Source organism: Thioclava sp. L04-15 (assembly GCF_002020275.1).
Taxonomy (GTDB): domain Bacteria; phylum Pseudomonadota; class Alphaproteobacteria; order Rhodobacterales; family Rhodobacteraceae; genus Thioclava; species Thioclava marina.
The window spans coordinates 238,549-263,697 of the sequence record NZ_MPZW01000001.1 but is presented as its reverse complement, the minus strand read 5'-3'; the positions used below and the strand labels follow the sequence as shown (position 1 = coordinate 263,697).

Sequence of the window (25,149 nt, the reverse complement as noted above, 5' to 3'; positions counted from 1 at the left end):
AAGGCTATCAACCCTTTTGCACATTTTTTAGGCGCGAGAATAAGTCGCTGTTTTCCCAAAGAAAAATTTTTATCTTCGAGCAAGCCATTGAAACTCTTAGCACTTTTGTAACGGCTTTGTTAAGCGCCCCTAAGCGGTGCACAACTTGTCGCAACGGCAGGCTGCCCAGGCCTATTCCGGACCAAGGACGTCAGGCGTTTTCCAGCCGTGATGCTGACCGCCATCGACGCACAGAAGCTGCCCTGTGACCGCTGGCGCATCCATGAAATAGCCCAGAGCGGCGCAGATATCTTCGGGGTCGGCGCCGCGTTCGAGGATGGTCGCGGCGCGCTGCCGGGCGAAGTGGCTCTCGGACTGGCGCGCGCCTTGCAGCGTCGGTCCCGGCCCGATCGCGTTCACCCGGATATCGGGGGCCAGCGCCTGCGCTCCGGTCTGGGTCAGCGTCCACAGCCCCATCTTCGCGAGCGTATAGGTCATGAATTCCGGCGTCAGCTTGCGCACCCGCTGGTCGAGCATGTTGAGCACCAGCGCCTGCGCTTTCGGCTCGCCGTTCGAGCGGTCCGCCTTGGGGGCCTGCGCGGCGAAATGCTGGATCAGCACGAAAGGCGCACGCAGGTTCGAGTTGAAGTGACGGTCCCAGCTTTCGCGGGTCGCGCTGTGGATCGTGTCGTATTCGAAGATCGAGGCATTGTTGATCAGCAGGTCGAGCGGCCCTCCGAGAGCCTGTGCGGCGCGGTCCACGAGCGGGGCCATCTGCGCCTCGTCGAGCAGGTCGGCCTGAAGGATCTCGGCGCGCACGCCCTTGGCGCGGGCCTCGGCGGCCGTCGCCTGCGCTGCCTCGTCCGAGCCATGATAATGGATCGCGACGTCGATCCCGCGTCCGGCCAGATAGAGCGCCATGGCGCGGCCCAGCCGTTTCGCGCCACCGGTCACGAGAGCTCGTTTCATACCCGTCCTCCGACAAACAGCAGTACCATGTAGATCAGGTAGGCGCTGGTAAAGCCCACGCCGATCCAGCGCCCGATCACGCGATTGCCGAAGATGAAGGGTGCAAGCAGGATCGAGGCGCCCAGCATCACCCAGAGGTCGAAGCGCTGCATCTGCTCGGGCACCGGAATATTACCGACGAGGCCTGCGACGCCGATGATGCAAAGCAGGTTGAAGATGTTCGAGCCCACCACATTGCCAAGAGCCACATCGGCGCGGCCCTTGGTGGCGGCGGTGATCGAGGTGGCAAGCTCGGGCAGCGAGGTGCCGAGCGCCACCAGCGTCAGGCCGATCACCGTATCGGACACGCCGAAGGTGCGCGCGATATCCGAGGCGCCGTCGACCAGCCAGTCAGCACCCAGCGGCAGGCCCGCGAGCCCCGCCGCGATGAACAGGGCGACGCGCCACCCCGGCATTTTCGGATCGACGCTTTCGATTTCCTCATCGGGGTCGCGATTGGCGCGGTGGGTCAGCGCCTCACGGATCTGGCGGAACAGGATCACCCCGAGCCCCGCGAGCAGCAGCAGCGCATGCGGCCAGCGGATCGGCCCCATGAAACAGATGAGGATGAAGAGCACCGTCGCGCCCATCATCAGCACGAAGCTCTCGCGGGTGTCATGCTCGTCGGTGCGGATTGCGGAGATTATCGCGGGCAGGCCCAGCACGAGCAGGATATTGGCGATGTTCGAGCCCACGACATTGCCGAGCGCGATCGTCGGCGCGTGATCGAGCACGGCGGCCACCGAGACCATCAATTCGGGCGCGGAGGTGCCGAAGGCCACGACCGTCAGCCCGACGATCAGCGCGGGAATACCCAGGCGCAGCGACAGCGCCACCGCCCCTTTGACAAGCAAATCTCCCGCCACCACAAGCAGCACGAGCCCCGCGGCAATTTCGCCGAAATCCCAGATCATCCGCGGCGTCCCGTCTTGTTCCTGTCGGTCTTGCAGGGGCAGGGGCCGCGCCCGATCTTCGGCCGGCCGCAGTCAGGGCAGCGATCACTGACACGGGCCGGTCCCTTGCGCCCGGGCAGTCGCAGCTTGCCGAACATGGCGAGCACCGCCATGACGACGAGAAAGAGGGTCATGCCCTTGATCAGCATCGCTTACAGCCCGTAGCGCGACCAGAGAGCGCGCTCCTCGGCCACGTCGATCAGCGCGCCTGCCGTGGCCGCACCCAGCTCGCCACCCATTTGCGCGCCGAAGCGGCGGAAGAGCGAACGTTTGGGCGCGTAGGGGATGATGCGAACCTTTTCTCCGTAAAGTTCCTTGAGCTTCGGCACCGCATGGCCGATCCCGTCGATCAGCCCGGTTTCCTCGGCCAGAGCCTGACGGCCCGTCCAGATATCACCGGTAAAGAGGTCGCGATCCTCGGGCAGCTTTGCGCCGCGCCGGGACTGCACATGCTCCTTGAAACTGACATGCATATCCTCGAGCAGCTTTTTCAGCCGCGCGATGTCCTCGTCCTTCTCGGGGCGGAACGGGTCCATGAAGCTTTTCGACCCGCCCGCAGTGTGAACGCGGCGCTGGATGCCGTGGCGGCTGATGAACTCGTCCAACCCGAAGCCGGCCGAGATCACCCCGATCGAGCCCACGACAGAGGTCGGGTCGGCCCAGATCTGATCCGCTGCGCAAGCCAGCCAATAGCCGCCCGAGGCAGCCACATCCTCGACAAAGGCGTGAACCGGGACATTCTTTTCATCCGCGAGCCTGCGGATCCGTCCCGCGATCAGCGCCGATTGCACGGGCGATCCGCCGGGCGAATTGATCAGCAGCGCCACCGCCGCCGGTTTGCCCCGCGCAAAGGCGCGCTCTATGATCGGGGCCATCGCGGCATCCGAAAGACCGGGCGCGCCGGGGCGTGAGACGCCAATGGCGCCATGCAGGCGGATCACCGCGATGAAGGGCGTTTTCTTGACGAAGGGGAGGCGTTGGATCAGGCTCATGACAAGGGATGTAGAGGCTCGCCCCCGCCCGTGCAAGCGCAGCGATGACGGTTCCTGCCTGCGCCTGTTCGCGATTGAACCAGTCGTGACTTGCGAGCCGCGCCATGCTTGCCCCATCATCGGGGCAGGGAGGACGACATGACGAAAGATGACAGGCTGGACGCGATCCTTGCCGCCCATGCTGGCCGCGAGGGCGCCCTGCTGCCGATCCTGCATGATGTGCAGGCCGAATTCGGCTGCGTGCCCGCCGATTGCTACCAGCCCATTGCCGATGCGCTGCGGCTGAGCCGGGCGGAGGTCGCGGGCGTCGTCTCGTTCTATCATGACTTCCGCGACGCGCCCGCGGGCAAGCATGTCATCAAGCTCTGCCGCGCCGAGGCCTGCCAGTCGATGGGCGGGGCCGAGATGATCGGGAGGCTGGAGCGTGCCTTGGGCATGAAGATCGGCGAGACCAAGGGCGATGTGACGCTCGAGGCGGTCTATTGCCTCGGACTCTGCGCCTGCGCGCCCGCCGCGATGGTGGATGACCGGCTTGTGGGCCGCGCCAGTTCCGAGCGGATCGAGGCGCTGGTGGCGGAGGTCTCGGCATGAAGGTCTGGGTTCCCTGCGATGCGGCTGCGGTCGCCTGTGGTGCTGATGAAGTCGCGGCGGCGATTGCGTCGGCGGCAGGACTGCGCGGCGAAGAGGTCGAGATCATCCGCAACGGCACGCGCGGGATGATCTGGCTGGAGCCTCTGGTCGAGGTGGAGCGCGATGGGGTTCGCCACGGCTTCGGCCCGATGACGCCCGAGGACGTGCCCGCGCTATTCGAAGCGGGCGATCATCCCAAGGCGCTTGGCCCGGTCGAGGACATCCCCTTCTTCGCAAAACAGACCCGCCTGACCTTCGCGCGCTGCGGGCGGACCGATCCGCTCTCGCTGGCCGATTACGAGGCGGGTGAGGGCTGGCGGGGACTCCGCCGTGCTCTGGACCTCGGGGCCGAGAAGACCGTCGAGGAAGTCACGACCTCCGGGTTGCGCGGGCGTGGTGGCGCGGGCTTCCCCACAGGTATCAAGTGGAAGACGGTCGCGGGGGCCGAGGACGCGCAGAAATACATCGTCTGCAACGCGGATGAAGGCGATAGCGGTTCGTTCGCCGACCGGATGCTGATGGAGGGCGACCCCTTCTGTCTGATCGAAGGCATGGCGATTGCCGGGCTCGCGGTCGGGGCCACCAAGGGATTTATCTATATCCGTTCGGAATACCCCCATGCGATCCGCACGATGGTTGCGGCGATCAACGCGGCGCAGTCGGCTGGGATCATCGGCGACAGCCTGATGGGGCAGGGGCCCGCTTTCGATCTGGAGGTTCGCGTCGGTGCGGGGGCCTATATTTGCGGCGAGGAAACCTCGCTTCTCAATTCGCTCGAAGGCAAGCGCGGGATGGTGCGCGCCAAGCCGCCGCTCCCCGCGCTCGAAGGGGCGTTCGGGAAACCGACCGTGGTGAACAATGTGCTCTCGTTGGCGGCGGTGCCGTGGATCATGACGCATGGGGGCGCGGCCTATGCCGAATTCGGGCTGGGCCGTTCGCGCGGGACGATCCCGATCCAGATCGCGGGCAACGTCAAACAGGGCGGGCTGTTCGAGACCGCCTTCGGGATGACGCTCGGGACGCTAATCAACGAGATCGGCGGCGGCATCGCTTCGGGGCGTCCGTTCAAGGCGGTGCAGGTGGGCGGCCCGCTTGGCGCCTATCACGGGCCGGACGATTTCGACCTGCGTGTTTGCTACGAGGCATTTGCCGATCAGGGCGGTCTGGTGGGCCATGCCGGGTTTGTCGTTCACGACGAGAGCGCGGATATGCTCGCGCTTGCCCGCTACGCGATGGAGTTCTGCGCCATCGAGAGCTGCGGAAAATGCACGCCCTGCCGGATCGGTGCGGTGCGTGGGATGGAAACGCTCGACCGCGTGGCGGCGGGCGACCGCGAGGCGATCGAGCTGTTGCATGAACTTTGCGAAGTGATGGAGAAGGGCTCGCTTTGCGCAATGGGGGGCTTCACGCCCTATCCGGTGCGTTCGGCGATCCGGCTCTTCCCGCAGGAATTTTCGCGCATTGAGGAGGCTGCGGAATGAAGGATCTGATCATCCCCGACGGCATTCACGGGCCGAAACTCTCCGATATGGGCACGCCTGCGAAATCGGGTGCGCCGGTGACGCTTGTGATCGACGGCATGGACGTGACGGTGCCAGAGGGCACGTCCGTCATGCGCGCGGCGGCCGAGGCCGGGATCACGGTGCCGAAGCTTTGCGCGACCGACATGCTGGAGGCCTACGGCTCGTGTCGCTTGTGCATGGTCGAGATCGAGGGAATGCGCGGCACGCCCGCCTCCTGCACGACGCCCGTGCGCGAAGGCATGGTCGTGAAGACCCAGACCGAACAGCTCGCACGGCTGCGGCGCGGGGTGATGGAGCTGTATATCTCCGATCACCCGCTGGATTGCCTGACCTGCGCGGCCAATGGCGATTGCGAATTGCAGGACATGGCAGGAGCCGTGGGGCTGCGCGACGTGCGCTATACGCCCGGCGATAACCATGTCGAGACTCGCGCAGGCGACGGCGCCAATCCGCGTTACATTCCCCGTGACGACTCGAACCCCTATTTCTTCTACGATCCCTCGAAATGCATCGTTTGCATGCGCTGCGTGCGGGCCTGCGAAGAGGTGCAGGGCACCTTCGCGCTGACCGTCGAGGGGCGCGGCTTCGATGCGCGTATCTCGACCGGGACCGAAGACTTCCTGAACTCCGATTGCGTGAGCTGCGGAGCCTGCGTGCAGGCCTGCCCCACGGCCACGTTGCAGGAAAAGACCGTCGAGGAGATCGGCACGCCCGAGCGTTTGATCGTGACCACCTGCGCCTATTGCGGGGTTGGCTGTTCGTTCGAGGCGCAGATGCGCGGCGATCAGCTGGTGCGCATGGTGCCGTGGAAGGACGGCAAGGCGAACCGCGGCCATTCCTGCGTGAAAGGCCGTTTCGCCTGGGGCTATGCGAACCATAGCGACCGCATCCTGAGTCCGATGATCCGCGAGAGCATCACCGATCCGTGGCGCGAAGTCTCGTGGGAAGAGGCGCTTGATTTCGCGGCCGAGGGGATCAAGGCGGCGCAGGCCAAGCATGGCAAGGACAGCGTCGGCGTCATCACCTCCTCGCGCTGTACCAATGAGGAAACCTTCCTCGTGCAGAAACTCGCCCGCGCGGTGATGGGCACGAACAACACCGATACCTGCGCCCGCGTTTGTCATTCGCCCACCGGCTACGGGCTGAAGCAGACCTTTGGCACCTCGGCCGGCACGCAGGATTTCGACAGTGTCGAGCAGGTGGATTGCGCCGTGGTGATCGGTGCGAACCCGACCGATGGCCACCCGGTCTTCGGCTCGCGCCTGCGCAAGCGGCTGCGGCAGGGGGCGAAGTTGATCGTGATCGACCCGCGCCGGATCGACCTTCTGGAAACGCCGCATATGGGCGAGGGCATCCACCTGCCGCTACGCCCGGGCACCAATGTCGCGGTGCTGACCGCGCTGGCCCATGTGATCGTGACGGAAAAGCTCTATGACGAGGCGTTCATCCGCGACCGCTGCGATTGGGAGGAATGGTCGGATTATGCCGAGTTCGCCGCCGATCTCGCGCATTCGCCCGAGGCCGTCGAAGCGCTGACGGGTGTTCCCGCCGAGACCCTGCGCCAGGCGGCCCGCACCTATGCCGCGGCACCCAACGGGGCGATCTATTACGGGCTGGGCGTGACCGAGCATAGCCAGGGCTCGACCACCGTGATCGCGATCGCGAACCTTGCGATGATGACCGGCAATATCGGGCGCCCCGGCGTGGGCGTGAACCCGCTGCGTGGCCAGAACAACGTGCAGGGGTCGTGCGATATGGGGTCGTTCCCGCATGAGCTGCCGGGCTATCGCCACGTCTCCGACGCCGCGACGCGCGCGATCTTCGAGGCCGAATGGCACACCACGCTCGACCCCGAGCCGGGGCTGCGTATCCCGAACATGCTCGACGCCGCCGTCGCAGGCGATTTCAAGGCGATCTACATTCAGGGCGAGGACATCCTGCAATCCGATCCCGACACCCATCACGTCGCCGCGGGCCTCGCGGCGATGGACTGCGTGATCGTGCATGACCTCTTCCTAAACGAGACCGCGCGCTACGCCCATGTGTTCCTTCCGGGCTCGACCTTCCTCGAAAAGGACGGGACCTTCACCAATGCCGAGCGCCGGATCAACCGGGTGCGCCGGGTGATGGCACCGAAAGCGGGGCTGGCCGATTGGGAGGCGACACAGGCGCTGGCGAATGCGCTGGGCGCGGGCTGGAGCTACACCCACCCCTCGCAGATCATGGCCGAGATCGCCCGCACCACGCCATCTTTCGCGGGCGTGACCTACGAGCTGATCGACCACATGGGCTCGGTCCAATGGCCCTGTAACGAGGCGCATCCGCAAGGCTCGCCGGTGATGCATGAAGACGGGTTCGTGCGCGGCAAGGGGCGTTTCATCCGCACGGCCTATGTCGCGACCGACGAACGCACCGGCCCGCGCTTCCCTCTCCTGCTGACCACGGGGCGGATCCTCAGCCAGTATAACGTGGGTGCCCAGACCCGGCGGACCGAGAACTCCGTCTGGCACGATCAGGACCTGCTGGAGATCCACCCGCATGACGCCGAGCAGCGCGGCATCAACGAGGGCGACTGGGTGCGGCTGGCCTCGCGCTCGGGCGAGACCTCCCTGCGCGCGACGATCACCGACCGGGTCGCGCCCGGCGTGGTCTACACCACCTTCCACCACCCCGACACGCAGGCGAATGTGGTCACCACCGACAATTCCGACTGGGCGACGAATTGCCCGGAATACAAGGTGACGGCGGTGCAGGTGGCGCTCTCGAACGGGCCATCGGACTGGCAGGAACTCTATGAGGCGCAGACGAAACTGACCCGCCGCGTCGAGGCTGCCGAATGACGGCGAGCGACTGGCGATTGCCCGGTGGCGATACGGTGCGGCTGGCCGAGGAAGTGCCGGTCGCGCTGAGTTTCGACGGGGTGACGCAGGCGGTGATGCTGGCGACGCCCGCCGATCTTGAAGAGTTCGCGCTCGGCTTCGCCTTGTCTGAAGGGCTGATCGCGGCACCTTCCGAGATCGTCCGGCAGGAGATCGCGACGGGCAAGGACGGGATCGAGGCCCGCAACTGGCTCGCCGCGCCGGCCGGGGTGCGGTTTGCCGAACGCCGGCGCGCGACGCTTGGACCGGTGGGCTGCGGGCTTTGCGGGATCGAACAGCTTGAACAGGCGCGCCGACCCCTTCCGCGCGTGAAGGCTCCGCGCTGGAGCCTTTCGCCCCAAGAGGCCGAAGCCGCGCTCGGGGCGTTGCGTGCTCACCAACCGCTTCAGGACGAGACCCGCGCGGTCCATGCCGCGGCCTTCTGGTGTCCCGGCGAGGGGCTGGTGCTGTGCCGCGAGGATGTGGGCCGGCACAATGCACTCGACAAGCTGATCGGGGCACTGAGCCGCCGGGAGATCGCGCCGGACAGCGGTGCGCTCGTGATGACCTCGCGCCTTTCGGTCGATCTCGTCCAGAAGGCGGCGACGGTCGGCATGCCCATGATCCTCGGTCCTTCGGCCCCGACCGCGCTGGCGGTGACCGAGGCCCGCGCGGCGGGACTGACGCTGATCGCGCGCGCCTGCGGCGCGCTTGCCCTTTACACCGCCCCGCAGGAGGCCACGGCATGACGCCTGACAAACTTGCCCGCATGGCCAACCAGATCGCGCGCTTCTTCGAGAGCCAGCCGGGCGATCAGGCGCAGGCCGTGGCCGATCATATCAACGCCAACTGGGCGCCTGCGATGCGCGAGGAGTTCATCGCGCATCACGCAGCGCAGGAATTGCACCCGCTGGTAAATGCCGCGCTCCCCGCGATCCGCGGCAGGGGTTGAGCGCACGGAGGGGCGCTGTCCCGCGGCTGCGCCGCCCCCGGGATATTTTGGTCCAAGTCGAGAAGGCGTGCTCAGAACAGGCTGCCCTGTTCGGGCCCGGGATCCGTTTTCTTTGAGCCCTTCGCGCGGGCCGGCGCGGCGGTGCCGCCGCCTCCGGGGATTACCGCGAGGCGGCCATCGACAAATTCGATCTCGAGGCCGGGTTGTTTCGCGGCCTGTTTCTCGCTGGTGACAACGCCGTCAGGCCCCCGCACGACCGCGTAGCCGCGTTTGAGCGTCTCGGTATAACCCAAAGTCTGGCGCATGCGGTCGAGCCGCTCGAGCCGGTCGCTGAGCGCGTCGAGACGCGCGCGGGACGCGCGCGCGAGGCGTTCGCTCAGCGCGCCGAGGCGTTGCGCCCCCTCGCGATTGCGCCGTTCTGCCTCACCGATCATGCGCTGGCGAGACCTGTCGAGCCGTTTCGAGAGTTGCTCGAATTCCTGGCGCGCCCGGCGCATCCGCGTGGCTGGAGCCGGGGCGAGCCGGGTCGCGAAGCCGTCGATTTCGCGGGCGCGGTCCCGGATGAAGCGGCGCAGCAGGTTCGGCGAGATCTGCGCGGCGAGCGGGGCAAAGCGGCTGTTCTTGCGCAGTACCAGCGTGCGCAACGCGGGCCCCAGCCGCTCCGACCACATATCGAACCGTTGCCGCGCCGGTTGGGTCAGCGCCTCGGGGCGGCCAAGGCCGCGCGCGAGATCGCGCAGGCGCTGGTCGCGCTGGTCGATGCGTCCGCGCGCGGCGCGCATCATCCGGGTCTGGGCCTCCGAGAGCCACGCCGCCAGTTCGGCGCGTACCGGCACCGCCATTTCGGCGGCCGCCGTGGGCGTGGGCGCGCGCCGGTCCGAGGCATAGTCGATCAGCGTCGTGTCGGTCTCGTGGCCCACCGCCGAGATCAGGGGGATCGCGCTCTCGGCGGCTGCACGCACCACGATCTCTTCGTTGAAGCCCCAGAGATCCTCGATCGAGCCGCCGCCACGGGCGACGATGATCAGGTCGGGACGCGGGATCGGCCCGCCTTCTTCCATCGCGTTGAAGCCCCGGATCGCGCGGGCGACCTCGGGGGCGCAGGCCTGGCCCTGCACCGCCACCGGCCAGATCAGAACCCGGCGCGGAAAGCGGTCGCGCAGACGGTGGAGGATGTCGCGGATCACCGCGCCCGAAGGCGAGGTCACGACGCCGATCACCTCGGGCAACCACGGGATCGGCTGCTTGTGGCTGGCATCGAACAACCCTTCGGCGGCGAGCTGCTTGCGCCGCGCCTCGAGCATCGCCATCAGCGCACCAGCGCCTGCCGGTTCGACCTCATCGACGATCAGCTGGTATTTCGACTGGCCCGGGAAGGTCGTCATCCGTCCCGTCGCGATGACCTCCATCCCCTCCTCGGGGCGGACCTGCATCCGCGCGACTTGCCCCTTCCAGCTGACGGCGGCGATTACTGCGCGGTCGTCTTTCAGGTCGAAATACATATGCCCCGAGCGCGGCATCGACACGCGCCCGACTTCGCCGCGCACGCGCACGCGGCCGAATTCGCCCTCGATCACCCGTTTCACCGCCCCCGAGATTTCGGAGACCGTGTATTCATGCGCGTTCGAGCCGTTATCGTCTTCCAGAAGGTCCATCGCCACCTTGCCTCGCATTGGTGCGCAGCTTAGAAGGCGCAAACGGCAAGGCCAAGGGGGCGAGCGATGAACATTCTGGTTCTGGGCGGTGGCGGGCGCGAACATGCGCTGGCCTGGGCGATCAAGCAAAACCCGAAATGCGACCGGCTGATCGTGGCCCCGGGCAATGCCGGGATCGCGCAGATCGCCGATTGCGCCGATATCGACCCTTGCGATGCGGCGGCGGTGCTGGAGATCTGCGAAGCGAATGCCGTGGATTTCGTGGTGGTCGGGCCGGAAGCGCCGCTGGCGGCAGGCGTGGCCGATGCGCTGCGCGCTCAAGGGATCCTGACCTTCGGGCCTTCGGCGGAAGCCGCCAAGCTGGAGGCCTCCAAAGCCTTCACGAAAGAGATCTGCGATGCCTGCGCGGCTCCCACGGCAGCCTATGCGCGCTTCACCGAGGCTGAAGCCGCGAAGGCCTACGTGCGCGAACAAGGCGCTCCGATCGTGGTGAAGGCCGATGGTCTGGCGGCGGGCAAGGGTGTGATCGTGGCGATGACGCTCGATGAGGCGTTCGACGGGATCGACGAGATCTTCGGCGGCGCTTTCGGGGCGGCGGGTGCGGAAGTCGTGATCGAGGAATTCATGGAGGGCGAGGAAGCCTCGCTTTTCGTGCTCTGCGACGGCACGGACATTCTCGCCGTCGGCGGTGCGCAGGATCACAAGCGCGTCGGCGAAGGCGATACCGGGCCGAACACGGGCGGGATGGGGGCTTATTCCCCCGCCCCGGTGCTGAGCCCCGAGATCGAAGCCAAAGCGCTGGAAGAAATCGTGCGCCCGACCGTGGCCGAGATGGCCAGGCGCGGCACGCCGTTCCAGGGCGTGCTCTATGCCGGGCTGATGATCAAGGACGGTCAGCCGCGGCTGGTGGAATACAACGTGCGCTTCGGCGATCCCGAATGCCAGGTGCTGATGCTGCGCCTGGGCGCACAGGCGCTCGATTTGCTTTTGGCCTGCGCCGAGGGTCGTCTGGGCGAGGTGCGCGCGCAGTGGTCACCCGATCACGCGATGACCGTGGTGATGGCCGCGAAAGGCTATCCCGGCGCATATCAGAAGGGTTCGGCGATCCGTGGCCTGGATACGCTTCCCGATGACAGCTTCAACATGGTGTTCCATGCGGGCACATCCGCGAAGGATGGCCAGATCGTCGCGACGGGCGGGCGTGTTCTGAACGTCACCGCACGTGGCGCGACCCTTCAGGAAGCCCGCGACCGGGCTTATGCGATGGTCGATGCGATCGACTGGCCGGAGGGGTTCTGTCGGCGCGATATCGGCTGGCGCGCGCTCTGATCCTAGGGGGGAGGGGGCGCTGCCCCCGCTGGCCTTCCGGCCAGCCCCCCGGGATATTTTTGCCAATTCGAAGGCGCGCAACGAAGTCTTAAGCAGACTCAAGTTATCGAGGCGATGCGGTACAGGCGGGGACGCTCATGACCGCCCAATTCGAAGTTGCCCGGCTCGCCCGCCCCTCTGCGGATCGAGCCGGGCTTTTTTCGTCTTCGAACTGGCCCAAAAATCCCTGGGGTGTCTGAAAGGCGGGGGCGGCGCCTCCCTTGGCGCGGTGTTGGCTCAGAAAGTCCGCAGGGGAAGGCATCGGCCCCAGGCGGCTTCACTGCGAAACCCTGTGGGCTGAACCGTGAGCGAGGCGCGCCGGTCCGATTTGATCAGGGTCAGGCGGAAATTGACGCGCGCGGCGAAATTGTTGCTGTCAGAGCTCACGCGTTCCACAGTCCAGCCGTAGGTGATGCGTTTGGGGTTGTCGACGAGGATCTCGACCTGTTGCGGCGGCTTCTTGAAATAGGCGAGGAAGGGATCCATCACATGCCAGTTCGCGCCGGGTTCTCGATAGAGGTCGACGGCACTGGGCGTGCTGTTCGAAAGGTAGCCCGTGCGAAACTCACAATGCAGGGCCACGGTCCCCTTGGGTACAACGATGTTGGTGTTCTTGGCGTGGGCACCCGTCGCGAGACACGCGAAGAAAAGGGGAATGGCGACAAGGAGAGAGCGCATCAAAGACCTCGTGTGAAATTGGGGCGAATCGCCGCCCCAAAATCGCGCGGGGGATCGCCGGTTCTTAAAACAACTCGCTGCCCTTGCGGGCGGAAACTTCAAGTAGTCCGATAACATAGCCTGCAACAGATCGGAAGGATACCAGCGAGATCTCATCCTCGCCCGAGCGCCAGAAGGCTGCCGCCACTTGCGCCGTGCGCGAGCGGCGGATCTCGCCCGCGGGCAGGGTCGCGACATCGGCAGGTGAGAGTTTCATCACCACTTGATCGGCCTTCGCACCGCGGATAGTGAACATCGCGCGGGCGTCGGAGACATTGACGATCAGCGCGTGCTCGCCCGAGAGCGCTGCGGAGAGGCGCTCGGTCAGCGCAGGCGCCTCGGCGTGGGGGCAGATCAACAGCAGCTCATCCGGGCTCATCCACGCGATGGAGCGACCCTCGACCGTCTCGATCCGGCGCGGGCCGGGCACGGGCAGCCGTTCGGCTTTCAGCGCCTTGGCGAGCCCTTTCGAGCCCAGATCGCAGCGGATCGTGATCATGCCCATCAGACCGGCCTCGGCGACGGTGACGAAGCCTTCATGGGTTTCACCCAGAAGGGCGCTGACAGCATCAGACATTCTGCTTCTCCCCGTCCTTGTCGTAGAAGACCGGATCCACGATCCGCACCTTGATCATCGCATCGCCCTCGCCGGTAAACTCGATCACCTCGCCCATCCGGTCGGGACCATTCAGCACCAGACCCATCGCGATCCCCTTGCCGATCGTCGGCGAGTAATAGGTCGAGGTCACGCGGCCTTGCGTGTTGCGCTGACCATTGGCGTTGAACCCTTCGGCGGGCGCGTGGCTGCCATCGGGGATCACCGAGCCGTCGAGCGTCTCGAGACCCACCAGCTTCCAGCGGTTCGGGTCGGTCATGTGGGACCGCTCCTGCGCGCGCTTGCCGAGGTAGTCGGTCTTCTTCTTCGAGATCGCCCAGTTCAGGCCCAGATCCTGCGGGATCACCGTGCCGTCGGTCTCGTCGCCGATCATGATGAAGCCCTTTTCGGCGCGCATCACATGCAGCGCCTCGGTCCCATAGGGCATCACGCCAAGCGCCTCGCCCTCGGCCATCAGTGTCTCCCAGAGCGCGAGGCCCTGCGATGCGGGCACCGCGATCTCGTAGCTGAGTTCTCCCGAGAAGGAGATGCGGAAGATGCGGGCGTCGAAATCCCCGAGCTTGCCCTCCGCCCATTGCATGAAGGGCAGCGCCTCGCGCGAGACATCCATGCCGCCCAGACGTTCGAGCAGGTCGCGTGCCTTCGGGCCGACCACGGCGATCTGCGCGAATTGCTCGGTCAGGTTGGCCACGTAGACCTTCCAGTCCCACCATTCGCATTGCAGCCAGTCTTCCATCCAGCCATGGATGCGATCCGCCCCGCCCGAGGTGGTGTGGCAGAGCCACGTATCCTCGGACAGACGCGCCACGACCCCGTCATCCATCAGGAAGCCGTTTTCGTTGCACATCAGCCCGTAGCGGCATTTGCCCACCGGCAGCGTCGACATCATGTTGGTGTAGAGCATGTCGAGGAATTTCCCCGCATCGGGCCCTTTCACCACGATCTTGCCCAGCGTCGAGGCGTCGAGAAGCCCGACATTCTTGCGGGTGTTGGTGATCTCGCGATTGACCGCGTTGCGATGGGTCTCGCCGCTCCGCGGATAGCAGTAAGGGCGGCGCCAATGGCCGACCGGCTCACAATGTGCACCCTTGATCTCGTGCCAGGATTGCATGGGCGTGCGGCGTAGCGGCTGGAACAGATCGCCTTTCGCCTCGGCCGTGACTGCGCCGAAGGAAATCGGCGTATAGGGCGGACGGAAGGTGGTGGTTCCGGTTGCCGGGATCGGTTGGCCGAGCGCGTTGGAGAGGACGGCGAGGCCGTTGATATTGCTCAGCTTGCCCTGATCCGTCGCCATGCCGAGCGTCGTGTAGCGCTTGGTGTGTTCGACGGATTCGAACCCTTCGCGGGCCGCCAGTTGCACGTCCGAGACCTTCACGTCGTTCTGGTAGTCGAGGAAGCTCTTGAAGCGCAGCGCATCGGGGGCGCCCGCAGGCATCATCCAGACCTGCGCGAGCGGTGCTTCCTCTTCCGAGGCCGCGCCGATGCCCAGCCCGCCCATCGCCTCGGGCAGCGTCAGATCGCCATTGGCGGCACCGACGACCGTGGCCATCGCGGAGCCATCCGCGCCGGTGGGCGGACGCGTCGCATCGGGGCGGAACATCGCGCGCGCATCGTCCCAGGTCAGCTTGCCGCCGCAATGGGACCACAGATGCACGACCGGCGACCAGCCGCCCGACATCGCGACGCAATCGCAGGCGATCGTCTCGACAGCACCGCCTTCGCCGGCCTGCGCGCAGATTTCGACACCGGTGACATGTTTGCGGCCCTGCACCTTCGCGATGCCGCGCCCTTCGAGCACACGTACGCCGCGGGCCTTCACGGCCTGCGGCAGCGCACCATGGGTTTCCTCGCGCGCGTCAATCACCGCCGAGACCGTGAGGCCCGCATCGAGGATCGCGAGCGCCGTGCGATAGGCGTCGTCATTGTTGGTCACGATCACCGTGCGATCGCCGGGCGAGACCGCCCAGTTCACGATGTAATCGCGCACCGCCGAGGCCAGCATCACGCCGGGCACATCATTGCCCGCGAAGGCCAGCGGACGCTCGATCGCGCCGGTCGCGGTGATCGTGTGACCCGCACGGATGCGCCAGAGGCGGTGACGCGGACGGCCGTCGCCGGGGGTGGTGTCGGCGAGGTTCTCATAGCCGATGACATAGCCATGATCGTGCAGGCCGGCCGCCATCAGGCGGGTGCGTATCGTGACATTCTCCATCGAGGACAGTTCGGCCAGCGCGCTGTCGATCCAGTCCTGCGCGTCGTGGCCGTCGATCTGACCGCCATCGACGGGCGTGCGCCCGCCCCAGCTCGGGGTCTGCTCGATCAGCCAGACACGCTTGCCCGCGCGCCCCTCTCTGAGCGCCGCCGCGAGACCCGCCACGCCGCCACCGACGACGAGCACGTCACAATGGGCATAGACCTGTTCGTAGCGGTCGGGATCGGCCTCTTTCGGCACGCCCCCGAGGCCCGCCGATTTGCGGATCACGGGTTCGAAGAGGTGCTTCCACGCCGCTCGGGGCGCCATGAAGGTCTTGTAGTAGAAGCCTGCGGGCAGGAATTTGTAGAAGGTGTCGTTGATCTCGCCGATATCGAAGTCGAGGCTCGGCCAGTGGTTCTGGCTGGTGGCCTCGGCGCCCTCGAACAGCTCGGTCGTGGTGGTGCGTTGATCGGGTTCGAACCGTGCATTGCGGCCCAGACCCACGAGCGCGTTGGGCTCCTCCGCCCCACTCGCCACGATCCCGCGCGGGCGGTGATATTTAAACGAGCGGCCCACCATGACCTGACCGCCGCCCAGCAGCGCCGAGGCCAGCGTATCGCCCGCAAAGCCGCGCATCGGCTTGCCGTTGAAGGTGAAGGCGAGCGGTTTCGCTCGGTCGATCAGACGGCCGCCCTTGGAAAGACGCGTGCTCATTTATAGCCCTCCCAGTCGGGGCGTTTCGCTTTGATCTTCGCGATCACATCGGCGGGGGGTTCGGAGGTCTGCGCCTTGTAGGTGGCGAAGACCTCGAGCGTGTTGGTGTCACGCGCGGCAAGGAACCATTTGCCGCAGCCATAGGCATGGCGCCAGCGCTCGAAATGCACGCCCTTGGGATTCTTGCGGGCGAAAAGATAGCTCTCGAAATCCTCGTCGCTCGAGCCCGGCCCGAAGCGCTTCAAATGCGCCTCGCCGCCGGGAGCGAATTCGGTTTCCTCTGCGGTAATGCCGCAGCAGGGACAGGTGAGGCTCAGCATGGCGCGCCCTCCTTGCGGCGCGCCACAGGACGCCCGCGATCAGTTGCCGTCGGGAAGGTTGATCTGGATTTCGGCTTCGTTCTGGCCGGGCATCTCGCCGCCCGAATAGATGAACCAGACAAGGCCCGCCACGACGACGACGAGCGCGCCGATGATGAAGCCCATGAAGCTGTTGTTTTTCGATTCCGACATCTGTTCATGTCCTTTCGCTGTTGCGTTGGACAGGTAACGGGACAGACCTTTACCGGGTTCCCGGAGATGCGGCGAGTGTTGCGAACCGACATCAGTGTGCCACCCCGGCGGCGACGCTCTCGTCGATGAAGCGGCCTTCGCGGAAACGGTCGAGGCCGAATTCGTCGGTCAGCGGCGAGTGGCCGCGCGCGATCAGCTCGGCCATGGCAAAGCCCGAGCCCGGGATCGCCTTGAACCCGCCGGTGCCCCAGCCGCAATTGACGAAGATGCCTTCCACGGGCGTTTTCGACAGGATGGGCGAGCGGTCGCCGGTCATGTCCACGATCCCGCCCCATTGGCGCAACATCTTCAGGCGCGAGATGATCGGGAAGGTCTCGACCAGAGCGCGGGTGGTTTCCTCGACATGGTGCCACGAACCGCGCTGGGTGTAATTGTTGAAGCCGTCCGTGCCGCCGCCGATCACCATCTCACCCTTGTCGGATTGCGACATGTAGCCGTGCACGGTGTTGGCCATCACGACCACGTCCATGCAGGGTTTGATCGGTTCCGACACCCAGGCCTGCAGCGCCACGCTTTCGATCGGCAGACGGAAGCCCGCCATCTCGGCCATGACCGAGCTGTGCCCCGCGACGACGATGGCGAGTTGTTCGCAGTCGATCTCGCCCTTGGTGGTCGAGATGCCCTGAACCTTGCCGCCCTCGGTGCGCACGCCGGTCACTTCGCATTTCTGGATGATGTCCATGCCCATCGCCGAACAGGCCCGCGCATAGCCCCAGGCGACCGCATCGTGCCGAGCCGTGCCGCCGCGCTTTTGCAGCAGCGCGCCCAGCACCGGATAGCGCGGCCCGTCGATATTGATGATCGGCACCAGCTCCTTGACCTGCTCCGGCCCGATCCATTCGGTGTCGATGCCCTGCAGGCGGTTGGCGTGCACGGTGCGCTTGTAGCCGCGCACCTCATGTTCGGTCTGACCGAGCATCAGGAGACCCCGCGGCGAGAACATCACATTGTAGTTAAGATCCTGGCTGAGATCTTCGTAAAGCGAGCGCGCTTTTTCATAGATCGCGGCGGACGGATCCTGAAGATAGTTCGAGCGGATGATCGTCGTGTTGCGGCCCGTGTTGCCGCCACCCAGCCAGCCCTTCTCGATCACCGCGACATCGGTGATGCCGTGGACTTTGCCGAGATAATAGGCGGTCGCGAGACCATGCCCGCCAGCACCCACGACAATGACCTTGTAACGTTTTTTCGGCTCGGGCGAGCGCCAGGCGCGTTCCCATCCGCTGTGATAGCGCAGCGCCTCGCGTGCGACGGCAAAGATCGAATAGCGTTTCATGTCCGCGCCCCCGGGCTGGTTGACCGACTCTCCCCACCCTTGTGATGGACCGGCCCGCCGGGCGAAAGCCCCCCTGTTGCGGCATCGCAGGGAAAAAAGCGACATGCGGCTGCGACATCGGGTTCCATTCGCGCGCTTGACCCTTTCGGCGGTCGCCCAAAGCGCCTAAATGGGGGGCGAAGGAAGAGGAGACGCCATGCTGTTCTGGATCATCGCCGCTGCGCTCGTCGCGGTCATCGCGCTGTTGTTCGTGCTCGCCCTGTGGCGGGGACGCGAAGATGAAGACATGGCACCGGCGGCCTCCTATGACGTGAAGGTCTATCGTGACCAGCTGCGCGACCTCGACCGGGATGTGGAGCGCGGCGTGACCTCGCGCGAAGAGGCGGAGCGCGCCAAGCTGGAGATCTCGCGTCGGATGCTCGAAGCCGACCGCAAGGCGCAGGCCGGGTCGGATTTGTCGATGGCGCCGAAAGGGGCGACGATTGCGCTGGTGATTGGCGGGGCCGTAATTTTCGGCGGGGCATTCTGGCTTTACGGGCGCATGGGGGCGGAGGGCTATGAAGACCAGCCGCTCGCAATGCGGTTCCAGAATGCCGACAAGCTCTATGACAGCCGCCCTTCGCAGGAAGAGGCCGAGAAGATGGCCAAGGCGCGTCAGCTCGACCAGCCTCAGTCCGATCCGCAATTCACCGAACTGATGCAGCGTCTGCGCGACGCGGTCGCGAAAAATCCCAACGATCCGAAAGGGCTTGAATTGCTCGCGCGCAACGAGGCGGCGATGGGCAATTTCGATGCGGCCTGGAAGGCGCAGCAGCGTCTCGTTGCGCTCAAGGGCGATCAGGCGAGCGCAGAGGATTACGCGCAACTCGGCGAGCTGATGGTTGTCGCGGCGGGTGGTCTGATCACGCCCGAGGCGGAGAAGACCTTCGCGACCGCGCTTCAGAAAGATCCCAAGAACGGGCTGTCGCTTTATTATGTCGGGCTGATGATGGCGCAGAATGCCCGCGGTGACCGGGCGTTCCGGATCTGGGACGGGCTGCTGCGCAATTCCGAAGACAGCGACCCCTGGGTGCCGATGATCCGGCAGAACATCAACGAGTTGGCCTGGCTTGCGGGCGAAAGCGATTACACGCCGCCGATGCCGCGCGGGGTCGGGCCGAACCAGGCCGATATCGCCGCCGCTGCCGACATGACCCCGGCCGAGCGCCAGCAGATGATCCGTGGCATGGTGGAGCGTCTCAACGACCGGCTCGCGCAGGAGGGCGGCTCGGCCGATGACTGGGCCCGACTGATCTCGTCGCTGCGCATGATCGGCGAGGTGGAGCGCGCCGATGCGGTCTATGGCGAGGCAAAGGGCAAGTTCGCCTCGCGCCCCGAGGATCTCGCGAAGATCGATGCGGCGCATGCGACGCCTGCGGGCCAGGCGCTGAAGGATGAGGGAGGCGCTCCGGCAGCTCCGGCTCAGGCCGCGCCGATGATGCCCGGGCCGACCGCCGAACAGATGAAGGATGCGGCCTCGATGAGCCCGCAGGATCGTCAGCAGATGATTCAGGGCATGGTCGACGGGCTCTTCGACCGGCTGACCACAGAAGGCGGCACGCCTGCGGAATGGTCGCGGCTGATCTCGTCGCTGGCCACGCTGGGCGAGAAGGATCGCGCGAAAGAGGCTTGGGGTGAGGCGCAGCAGGCGCTGGCTGACACGCCCGATGCGCTGGCGCAGGTCCAGCTTGCGGCGCAGCGCGCCGGTGTGGCCGAATGATCTGCGACACGATGGAGGCGTTCGCTGAGGCGCTGCCGCGCACGGGCGCGGTGGCGGGGCTCGATCTTGGTACCAAGACCATCGGCGTGGCGGTGTCGGACGGGCTTCGCTCGGTCGCGACACCCCTCCGGACGATCAAGCGGCGCAAATTCGGGCTCGATGCCGAGGCACTTCTGGCGATCGTTTCCGAGCGCGATATCAAAGGGCTGGTCCTCGGTTTGCCGAAGAACATGGATGGTACGGAAGGGCCGCGCTGTCAGGCGACGCGAGCGTTCGCGCGCAATCTCGAAAAGCTTACCGATCTGCCGATCTCGTTTTGGGACGAGCGTCTCTCGACGGTCGCGGCCGAGCGCGCGATGCTTGAGGCCGACATGTCGCGGGCCAAGCGCGCCGAGGCGATCGACCATGTCGCGGCGGGTTTCATCCTGCAGGGCGCGCTCGATCGGCTGCGGTATCTGGGGGCGGCATGAGCGAACAGGATCCCCCGCGCGCCGGGGACGAAGTGTGGAAGCGCGCCGAGATCGAGAGCCCTTGCGTGAAGCTGTGCCAGATCCATCCCGAGGAGCGTCTTTGCGTGGGCTGCCTGCGCACGCTTGAGGAAATCGGCATGTGGTCGCGCATGAGCCCCGAGGCACGACGTGCGGTGATGGAGGAGCTGCCGAGCCGCGCGCCGCGCCTTCGCAAGCGTCGTGGCGGACGGGCCGCGCGTCAGGGGAGCGGACCGGGCGGAGCGTGAGCCGTTGATGCCGCGCGAGCAGAGCTTCACGCCAAGGCAGAGCGGCGCGAAGCTCAAGCCACGAGGTCCTCGATCGACGCGCGGTGGATGCAATTCTTGCTATGCGCCGAGCAGCTCTGGTTTCGACCCATCCGCTTCGCTGTGTAGAGTGCGGCATCGGCGCGACCGAGTGCGGCATGTATGTCGTTCTCTTCCGAGGGGTCGATTACGGAATATCCGATCGAAACGCTGACCTGAAAATCCGTCTTTCCCAGTTCGAGCGGCGCCTGTGCCGCGACGGCGCGATGGATCAGGGTTGCATGCCGTTCGAGGATGTTGTCATCGGCGTCGGTCGTAAGGATCAGGAATTCTCCTCCGCTCCAGCGTGTGACGGGTGTCGCCGAGGTGAACAGCCCGTGCAGGGTTTCGGCCAGCCAGACCAGAACCCGATCCCCCTGGGAATGGCCAAAGCGATCGTTGATGGCCTTGAGGTGATCGATGTCGATCAGCAGCGCCCCGCCAAACAGGTCCGCTTCGGGCAGCATATCTCGCAGGCCCTGACGACTGAGAGCGCCGGTCAAGGGATCATGTTTGGTGACGCGCTCGATCTGGCGCGCGTCGATATTTATCTGGCGACCCAGGATCAGCAGGAGCCCGACGAAAAGGGCGCTGAAGGACGAAAACAGCAATTGCAGGGCGAACACGCTGCGGTCTTCGGGGTGCTGCACCTCGATGAAGACCACGCCGCCGATAAAGGGTGCGGCGATCGCTGCGAACAATAGCGCGCGCATTGCCGTTCCGTGCCCGCGATGGGAAAAGAATGGTCGCATGTAGCCGTTGTTGCGCAGAAGAAGGCTGACCCCGGCCAGCGAGAACAGCAACGAGCCGAATGAGGCCATGGAGAACTGCCCGTCAAACAGCAGGATCCCGAAGCCGAGCTGGTAAATCATGAAAATCCCCAGACAGAGCGCGCTGAAATAAGCGAGAACCGCGGCGCCGAGGCTGGTGGGGGCGAGGAACATGGCCAGATGGAGAAAGAAAATCCCCGTCGCGGTTTCGACGGAAAGGCGGCCGTGGAAGTTGTACCGGGTATTCAGGCCCGCGACGAAATCGGAGGTGATGAGCTTTGGCCAGCCGGGCACGAACGCCTCGATCATTCTTTCGCCCATGAAGCAAAGAACGAAAATCTGCTGGGCGCGCAGCCAGTAGGGCGGGGCGAGCGGGCGCCCCGCCTGCACAAGCAGGCTGATCGCGATGCTCAGGTATCCCAGGGCAGAGAACGGATGCAGCGCCGGGGTGCCGGTCTTGGCCGAGACGAGAAAGTTGTGGACCGTACCGGAGAGAATGATCATCGCCATCATCAGAGCGATGATACGAAATGCCCCCTGACGGTCCTGTTGCATACGATTTGACAGCACTCTGATCTGACCCCTTTCAGCCCCCTTTCGGGAATACCTGCGGTCAGACTAGGGCGAAGCGGCTTTCCGGAGCGTTAACAGTCGCCCGCGAGATGGCCGATTTCCCGGCTCAGGCGCCGAAGACGAAGCAGCGATCACGGCGGATCATCAGCCACATCGGCGTGCCGGGTTTGGGCAGGAAGACATTGGGAACGCTGGCGCGCAGGATCGAGCCGTCGAACTCCATGCGGAACTCGACGAGGCTCTCACGGCCGAGGAAGCGGGCGCGCTCGACGATGCCGCGCGCGGGCGTGCCGTCCTGCGGTGTCGGGTTGGGACCGCGTCCGGCGCGGTCGAAGTCGATCTTGAGGTGCTGCGGGCGGATCACGATGTCGATCTCGGTCCCGTCGGGATGGCCTGGCGTGAGGAAATCTCCGAAGGGCGTGGGCGTGAGTGCGCCCTGCACACGCCCCTTCAACACGTTGATATCGGAGAAGAAAGCTGCCGCCGCGCGATCCACGGGCGCGTTGTAGAGATTGTAGGGCGCGCCACGCTGGACGATTTGTCCGGCGCGCATCAGCAAGATCTCGTCGGCCATGCGCATCGCTTCATGCGGTTCGTGCGTGACAAGCAGAACGGCTGTTCCCTCGTCCTTCAGAAGCGCCAGAGTGTCGTCGCGGATATCATCGCGCAGACGCTCGTCCAGGCCGGAGAAGGGCTCGTCCATCAGCAGGATGCCGGGGCGCGGGGCCAGAGCACGCGCCAGCGCCACGCGCTGCTGCTCGCCCCCCGAGAGCGCATGCGGGTAGCTGTTCGCATGCCGCTGCAGGCGGACCTTGCCCAGCAGTTCCCCGACGCGCGCGCGTTTCTCCGAGGCACTCCCCTTGAGGCCGAAGGCCACGTTCTCGGCCACGGTGAGATGGGGGAAGAGTGCGAAGTCCTGAAACATCAGCCCGATCGCGCGACGCTCGGGCGGGACCCGAAAGACGGTGTCACAGATCAGCTTGCCATCGACGAAGATGCGGCCTTCATCTTGCATGTCCACGCCCGCGATCATTCGCAGGGTCGTGGATTTACCGCAGCCCGAGGGGCCGAGCAGGCAGGTGACTTGTCCCGCCGGGATCGCGAAGGACACATCCTCGACGACGGGCTGGCCATCGAAGACCCGCCGCAGCGATTGCACCTCGAGGCGCGGAGGGATCGGGGTTGCGCTCACGTCGCTTAATCTCGATTAAAACACTCGGACATTGGGGGCGGAGATAGCAGCCCTCCGCCCGCCATGCAAGCGCACTCAAATCGAGATATTGTTGGCGCCGCCGTCGAGCATCACGTTCTGACCGATCATGAAGCCCGCATGGACGGAACACATGAAGGCGCAGGTCGCGCCGAATTCTTCGGGCGTGCCATAGCGTCGGGCGGGGATGGTGGCGCAGCGCTCGGCCTTTGCCTCTTCGAGGCTGATCCCCTTGGCCTTCGCAACGCCCGTGTCGAGCGAGATCGCGCGGTCGGTGGCGTGGATGCCGGGCAGCAGATTGTTGATGTTCACCCCGTGCGGGGCGACTTGACGCGCGGTGCCGGCGACGAAGCCGGTGAGGCCGGACCGCGCGGCGTTCGACAGACCCAGCGCCGCGATCGGCGCGCGCACCGATTGCGAGGTGATATTGACGACCCGGCCCCAGCCGCGCTCGATCATGGCCGGGAGCGTCGCCTGCATCATCGCGATCGGCGCAAGCATGTTCGCATCGAGCGCCTTGATGAAATCCTCGCGCGACCAGTCGGTCCACATGCCCGGAGGGGGGCCGCCCGCATTGGTCACGAGGATGTCGACCGCGCCTGCCGCATCGAGTACCGCCGCGCGGCCTTCATGGGTGGTGATATCGGCGGCGACGGGAATGACCGAGACGCCGGTTGCGGCTTCGATGTCATTGGCGGTCGCGGCCAGCGCATCGGCCCCGCGTGCGTTGAGGATCAGGTCGACCCCCGCTTCGGCCAGCGCCATCGCGCAGCCACGCCCGAGCCCTTTCGAGCCTGCACAAACGATCGCCTTGCGGCCTCTGATCCCCAGATCCATCTCGCGCTCCTCTCCTGTTCTGTTCCGGCTGCCGCCGGCTTTCGCCGCACAATAGCTCGCCCTGCCGGGGCGGCAAGCGCATCCACGCACAGGCCGTCGCATCTAACTTCGCTTGACCCTGGGGCCGGGGGGGCGGTAATCGAAGGCGAATGCCCACACAGGAAGCCCGGACGGGCAAGGGAGTGCGCGTGCCAAACCCCAGCCAGACCGTTCATGTCTTCGAGGCCGAAGACCTCTGGGTGACGTCGGGCGCCAACCAGGGTGACGGTCTTGGGCCGGCAGAATTCTGCGAGCCGGGCGATATCTACCAGCTGGACCGTCAGGCAAAATCCCGCAAGCTGATCCTCGCGCAAAGTGGCGCTCATGCACAGGTGGCCGAGGGATCCGAGCTCGGAGTGCCGGGCGATCCTCTGATCCTTGCCGCACGCCACCTGATGATGACGCCCGAAGGTGACACGGTCGATGTCTTGCTGATCCGGCACGACCCGAGCGGGCGTCATTTCGCCCTGCCGCTTTCGCCGATCGCGCCGCGGCTCGATTACACGCTTCTTGAGGCGAGCGACGATCCGGGCGAGGTGCAGCTCGCTGATCTGGTCTGCGTGGCTTTCACCACCGGGACGATGATCACGCTTGCGGGGGGCGCGCAGCTGCCGATCGAGCAGCTCAAGGCCGGTGATCGTGTTCTGACACGCGATAACGGTCCGCAACCGGTGGAGCTGGTCGCGAAGGCCACGATGCGGGCATGGGGCAGTTTCGCCCCCGTCGTGATTTCAGCGGGTGTTCTGGGCAATGAGGGCGATCTGGTGATCTCGCCCCACCATCGGGTTTTTCTCTACCGGCGCGGCAAGCAGCGGCTGGCCGATACTTCGGAAATTCTCGTGCAGGCGAAACATCTCGTCGATGACGAGAATGTCTGGCGTCGCGAAGGCGGTTTCGTCGACTATTACGCGCTCGTATTCGCACGCCACGAGATCATCTATGCCGAGGGTATCCCGGTCGAGAGCCTGATGGTGTCGGAAGCGACGCTCTCGCTTCTGCCCGAGGAGCTGAGCGCGGAGATCTCGGCACGCCTGCCCGATCTCGCACATCGGCCGCATTTCGGCACCGAGGCGTCGCGCGAGTTGCTCGACCGTATCGGGCGTGAGCAGATTTTCCGCAAACGCAAGACTTAAGCGTCTCTCGATGGCGGCCTGATGCCGG

The 25,149-nt window shown here is 65.6% G+C and carries 24 protein-coding genes; 10 read left to right on the top strand and 14 right to left on the bottom strand.

The features are described from left to right. Nucleotides 1-171: 171 nt before the first annotated feature. From BMI90_RS01300 to BMI90_RS01290, 4 genes are read right to left on the bottom strand one after another with little or no spacing between them, the layout of a single operon-like run. On the bottom strand, nt 172-948 hold the full coding sequence (locus tag BMI90_RS01300; protein ID WP_078525178.1) for an SDR family oxidoreductase: 777 nt from the start codon (nt 946-948) through the stop codon (nt 172-174). Beyond that, nucleotides 945-1,901, bottom strand: coding sequence for a calcium/sodium antiporter (locus BMI90_RS01295; RefSeq protein ID WP_078525176.1), 957 nt, complete (start codon nt 1,899-1,901; stop codon nt 945-947). Before BMI90_RS01295 ends, BMI90_RS01300 begins: the two co-directional genes overlap by 4 nt. Next, nucleotides 1,898-2,089, bottom strand: coding sequence for a hypothetical protein (locus BMI90_RS18670; protein ID WP_168172703.1), 192 nt, complete (start codon nt 2,087-2,089; stop codon nt 1,898-1,900). The genes BMI90_RS01295 and BMI90_RS18670 overlap by 4 nt, the downstream gene beginning before the upstream one ends. Before the next feature lie 3 nt (nt 2,090-2,092). Continuing rightward, the gene (locus BMI90_RS01290; protein ID WP_168172702.1) at nt 2,093-2,932 is read right to left on the bottom strand and encodes a S49 family peptidase; all 840 of its coding nucleotides are present in this window, start codon (nt 2,930-2,932) and stop codon (nt 2,093-2,095) included. Between the two features lie 138 nt (nt 2,933-3,070). Here BMI90_RS01290 and BMI90_RS01285 point away from each other — a divergent pair, with 138 nt between their 5' ends. The 5 genes from BMI90_RS01285 to BMI90_RS01265 are packed head-to-tail and all read left to right on the top strand — an operon-like array spanning nt 3,071 to nt 8,895. Further along, nucleotides 3,071-3,523 carry a formate dehydrogenase subunit gamma gene (locus BMI90_RS01285; RefSeq protein WP_078525174.1) on the top strand — a complete coding sequence of 151 codons (453 nt, stop codon included), beginning with the start codon at nt 3,071-3,073 and terminating at the stop codon, nt 3,521-3,523. Beyond that, the gene (locus tag BMI90_RS01280) at nt 3,520-5,043 is read left to right on the top strand and encodes a formate dehydrogenase beta subunit (RefSeq protein WP_078525172.1); all 1,524 of its coding nucleotides are present in this window, start codon (nt 3,520-3,522) and stop codon (nt 5,041-5,043) included. Before BMI90_RS01285 ends, BMI90_RS01280 begins: the two co-directional genes overlap by 4 nt. Next, the gene (gene fdhF, locus BMI90_RS01275; RefSeq protein ID WP_078525170.1) at nt 5,040-7,925 is read left to right on the top strand and encodes a formate dehydrogenase subunit alpha; all 2,886 of its coding nucleotides are present in this window, start codon (nt 5,040-5,042) and stop codon (nt 7,923-7,925) included. Before BMI90_RS01280 ends, fdhF begins: the two co-directional genes overlap by 4 nt. Further along, complete coding sequence (fdhD, locus tag BMI90_RS01270) at nt 7,922-8,692, top strand: formate dehydrogenase accessory sulfurtransferase FdhD (RefSeq protein ID WP_078525168.1); 771 nt, start codon at nt 7,922-7,924, stop codon at nt 8,690-8,692. The genes fdhF and fdhD overlap by 4 nt, the downstream gene beginning before the upstream one ends. Beyond that, entirely contained in the window at nt 8,689-8,895 is a 207-nt protein-coding gene (locus tag BMI90_RS01265; RefSeq protein WP_078525166.1) for a formate dehydrogenase subunit delta, read from the top strand. Before fdhD ends, BMI90_RS01265 begins: the two co-directional genes overlap by 4 nt. A 71-nt stretch (nt 8,896-8,966) precedes the next feature. Here the strand turns inward: BMI90_RS01265 and xseA are convergent, their stop codons facing one another. Then, nucleotides 8,967-10,550: an exodeoxyribonuclease VII large subunit gene (xseA, locus tag BMI90_RS01260; protein WP_078525163.1), complete on the bottom strand. Its 1,584-nt coding sequence runs from the start codon at nt 10,548-10,550 to the stop codon at nt 8,967-8,969. Between the two features lie 66 nt (nt 10,551-10,616). Here xseA and purD point away from each other — a divergent pair, with 66 nt between their 5' ends. Next, complete coding sequence (gene purD, locus BMI90_RS01255; RefSeq protein WP_078525161.1) at nt 10,617-11,879, top strand: phosphoribosylamine--glycine ligase; 1,263 nt, start codon at nt 10,617-10,619, stop codon at nt 11,877-11,879. A gap of 276 nt (nt 11,880-12,155) precedes the next feature. Here the strand turns inward: purD and BMI90_RS01250 are convergent, their stop codons facing one another. The 6 genes from BMI90_RS01250 to BMI90_RS01230 form a co-directional block, all read right to left on the bottom strand. Then, nucleotides 12,156-12,596, bottom strand: coding sequence for a hypothetical protein (locus BMI90_RS01250; protein WP_078525158.1), 441 nt, complete (start codon nt 12,594-12,596; stop codon nt 12,156-12,158). Between the two features lie 64 nt (nt 12,597-12,660). Further along, nucleotides 12,661-13,212, bottom strand: coding sequence for a sarcosine oxidase subunit gamma family protein (locus BMI90_RS01245; RefSeq protein WP_078525155.1), 552 nt, complete (start codon nt 13,210-13,212; stop codon nt 12,661-12,663). Continuing rightward, nucleotides 13,205-16,159, bottom strand: a complete 2,955-nt coding sequence (locus tag BMI90_RS01240; RefSeq protein WP_078525152.1) for a sarcosine oxidase subunit alpha family protein — start codon at nt 16,157-16,159, stop codon at nt 13,205-13,207. Before BMI90_RS01240 ends, BMI90_RS01245 begins: the two co-directional genes overlap by 8 nt. Beyond that, a complete protein-coding gene (locus tag BMI90_RS01235) occupies nt 16,156-16,479 on the bottom strand; it encodes a sarcosine oxidase subunit delta (protein ID WP_078525149.1) in 324 nt (107 codons plus the stop codon). Before BMI90_RS01235 ends, BMI90_RS01240 begins: the two co-directional genes overlap by 4 nt. 39 nt (nt 16,480-16,518) lie before the next feature. Next, a complete protein-coding gene (locus BMI90_RS18665; protein ID WP_158521682.1) occupies nt 16,519-16,671 on the bottom strand; it encodes a hypothetical protein in 153 nt (50 codons plus the stop codon). A gap of 91 nt (nt 16,672-16,762) precedes the next feature. Beyond that, nucleotides 16,763-18,007, bottom strand: a complete 1,245-nt coding sequence (locus tag BMI90_RS01230; protein ID WP_078525147.1) for a sarcosine oxidase subunit beta family protein — start codon at nt 18,005-18,007, stop codon at nt 16,763-16,765. Nucleotides 18,008-18,203: 196 nt separating this feature from the next. Between BMI90_RS01230 and ccmI the strand changes: the two genes are divergently transcribed. The 3 genes from ccmI to BMI90_RS01215 are packed head-to-tail and all read left to right on the top strand — an operon-like array spanning nt 18,204 to nt 20,502. Then, nucleotides 18,204-19,766, top strand: coding sequence for a c-type cytochrome biogenesis protein CcmI (gene ccmI, locus BMI90_RS01225; RefSeq protein ID WP_210401908.1), 1,563 nt, complete (start codon nt 18,204-18,206; stop codon nt 19,764-19,766). Further along, the gene (ruvX, locus tag BMI90_RS01220) at nt 19,763-20,236 is read left to right on the top strand and encodes a Holliday junction resolvase RuvX (protein ID WP_078525141.1); all 474 of its coding nucleotides are present in this window, start codon (nt 19,763-19,765) and stop codon (nt 20,234-20,236) included. The genes ccmI and ruvX overlap by 4 nt, the downstream gene beginning before the upstream one ends. Continuing rightward, nucleotides 20,233-20,502: a DUF1289 domain-containing protein gene (locus BMI90_RS01215; protein ID WP_078525139.1), complete on the top strand. Its 270-nt coding sequence runs from the start codon at nt 20,233-20,235 to the stop codon at nt 20,500-20,502. The genes ruvX and BMI90_RS01215 overlap by 4 nt, the downstream gene beginning before the upstream one ends. 53 nt (nt 20,503-20,555) lie before the next feature. Here the strand turns inward: BMI90_RS01215 and BMI90_RS01210 are convergent, their stop codons facing one another. The 3 genes from BMI90_RS01210 to BMI90_RS01200 form a co-directional block, all read right to left on the bottom strand. Next, nucleotides 20,556-21,884, bottom strand: a complete 1,329-nt coding sequence (locus BMI90_RS01210; protein ID WP_078525137.1) for a GGDEF domain-containing protein — start codon at nt 21,882-21,884, stop codon at nt 20,556-20,558. A 124-nt stretch (nt 21,885-22,008) separates the two neighbouring features. Further along, nucleotides 22,009-23,094 (bottom strand): ABC transporter ATP-binding protein, encoded by a 1,086-nt coding sequence (locus tag BMI90_RS01205; protein ID WP_078525134.1) that lies wholly within the window; start codon nt 23,092-23,094, stop codon nt 22,009-22,011. A gap of 75 nt (nt 23,095-23,169) precedes the next feature. Continuing rightward, complete coding sequence (locus BMI90_RS01200) at nt 23,170-23,949, bottom strand: SDR family oxidoreductase (protein WP_078525131.1); 780 nt, start codon at nt 23,947-23,949, stop codon at nt 23,170-23,172. A 188-nt stretch (nt 23,950-24,137) separates the two neighbouring features. Between BMI90_RS01200 and BMI90_RS01195 the strand changes: the two genes are divergently transcribed. Continuing rightward, nucleotides 24,138-25,121: a Hint domain-containing protein gene (locus BMI90_RS01195; RefSeq protein WP_246831471.1), complete on the top strand. Its 984-nt coding sequence runs from the start codon at nt 24,138-24,140 to the stop codon at nt 25,119-25,121. Nucleotides 25,122-25,149: the final 28 nt, after the last annotated feature.

Excerpts from the sequence above, each read along its gene's own strand:
- BMI90_RS01300 (WP_078525178.1), bottom strand. The coding sequence starts at position 948 with ATGAAACGAGCTCTCGTGACCGGTGGCGCGAAACGGCTGGGCCGCGCC.
- BMI90_RS01295 (WP_078525176.1), bottom strand. The coding sequence starts at position 1,901 with ATGATCTGGGATTTCGGCGAAATTGCCGCGGGGCTCGTGCTGCTTGTG.
- BMI90_RS18670 (WP_168172703.1), bottom strand. The coding sequence starts at position 2,089 with ATGCTGATCAAGGGCATGACCCTCTTTCTCGTCGTCATGGCGGTGCTC.
- BMI90_RS01290 (WP_168172702.1), bottom strand. The coding sequence starts at position 2,932 with ATGAGCCTGATCCAACGCCTCCCCTTCGTCAAGAAAACGCCCTTCATC.
- BMI90_RS01285 (WP_078525174.1), top strand. The coding sequence starts at position 3,071 with ATGACGAAAGATGACAGGCTGGACGCGATCCTTGCCGCCCATGCTGGC.
- BMI90_RS01280 (WP_078525172.1), top strand. The coding sequence starts at position 3,520 with ATGAAGGTCTGGGTTCCCTGCGATGCGGCTGCGGTCGCCTGTGGTGCT.
- fdhF (WP_078525170.1), top strand. The coding sequence starts at position 5,040 with ATGAAGGATCTGATCATCCCCGACGGCATTCACGGGCCGAAACTCTCC.
- fdhD (WP_078525168.1), top strand. The coding sequence starts at position 7,922 with ATGACGGCGAGCGACTGGCGATTGCCCGGTGGCGATACGGTGCGGCTG.
- BMI90_RS01265 (WP_078525166.1), top strand. The coding sequence starts at position 8,689 with ATGACGCCTGACAAACTTGCCCGCATGGCCAACCAGATCGCGCGCTTC.
- xseA (WP_078525163.1), bottom strand. The coding sequence starts at position 10,550 with ATGGACCTTCTGGAAGACGATAACGGCTCGAACGCGCATGAATACACG.
- purD (WP_078525161.1), top strand. The coding sequence starts at position 10,617 with ATGAACATTCTGGTTCTGGGCGGTGGCGGGCGCGAACATGCGCTGGCC.
- BMI90_RS01250 (WP_078525158.1), bottom strand. The coding sequence starts at position 12,596 with ATGCGCTCTCTCCTTGTCGCCATTCCCCTTTTCTTCGCGTGTCTCGCG.
- BMI90_RS01245 (WP_078525155.1), bottom strand. The coding sequence starts at position 13,212 with ATGTCTGATGCTGTCAGCGCCCTTCTGGGTGAAACCCATGAAGGCTTC.
- BMI90_RS01240 (WP_078525152.1), bottom strand. The coding sequence starts at position 16,159 with ATGAGCACGCGTCTTTCCAAGGGCGGCCGTCTGATCGACCGAGCGAAA.
- BMI90_RS01235 (WP_078525149.1), bottom strand. The coding sequence starts at position 16,479 with ATGCTGAGCCTCACCTGTCCCTGCTGCGGCATTACCGCAGAGGAAACC.
- BMI90_RS18665 (WP_158521682.1), bottom strand. The coding sequence starts at position 16,671 with ATGTCGGAATCGAAAAACAACAGCTTCATGGGCTTCATCATCGGCGCG.
- BMI90_RS01230 (WP_078525147.1), bottom strand. The coding sequence starts at position 18,007 with ATGAAACGCTATTCGATCTTTGCCGTCGCACGCGAGGCGCTGCGCTAT.
- ccmI (WP_210401908.1), top strand. The coding sequence starts at position 18,204 with ATGCTGTTCTGGATCATCGCCGCTGCGCTCGTCGCGGTCATCGCGCTG.
- ruvX (WP_078525141.1), top strand. The coding sequence starts at position 19,763 with ATGATCTGCGACACGATGGAGGCGTTCGCTGAGGCGCTGCCGCGCACG.
- BMI90_RS01215 (WP_078525139.1), top strand. The coding sequence starts at position 20,233 with ATGAGCGAACAGGATCCCCCGCGCGCCGGGGACGAAGTGTGGAAGCGC.
- BMI90_RS01210 (WP_078525137.1), bottom strand. The coding sequence starts at position 21,884 with ATGCAACAGGACCGTCAGGGGGCATTTCGTATCATCGCTCTGATGATG.
- BMI90_RS01200 (WP_078525131.1), bottom strand. The coding sequence starts at position 23,949 with ATGGATCTGGGGATCAGAGGCCGCAAGGCGATCGTTTGTGCAGGCTCG.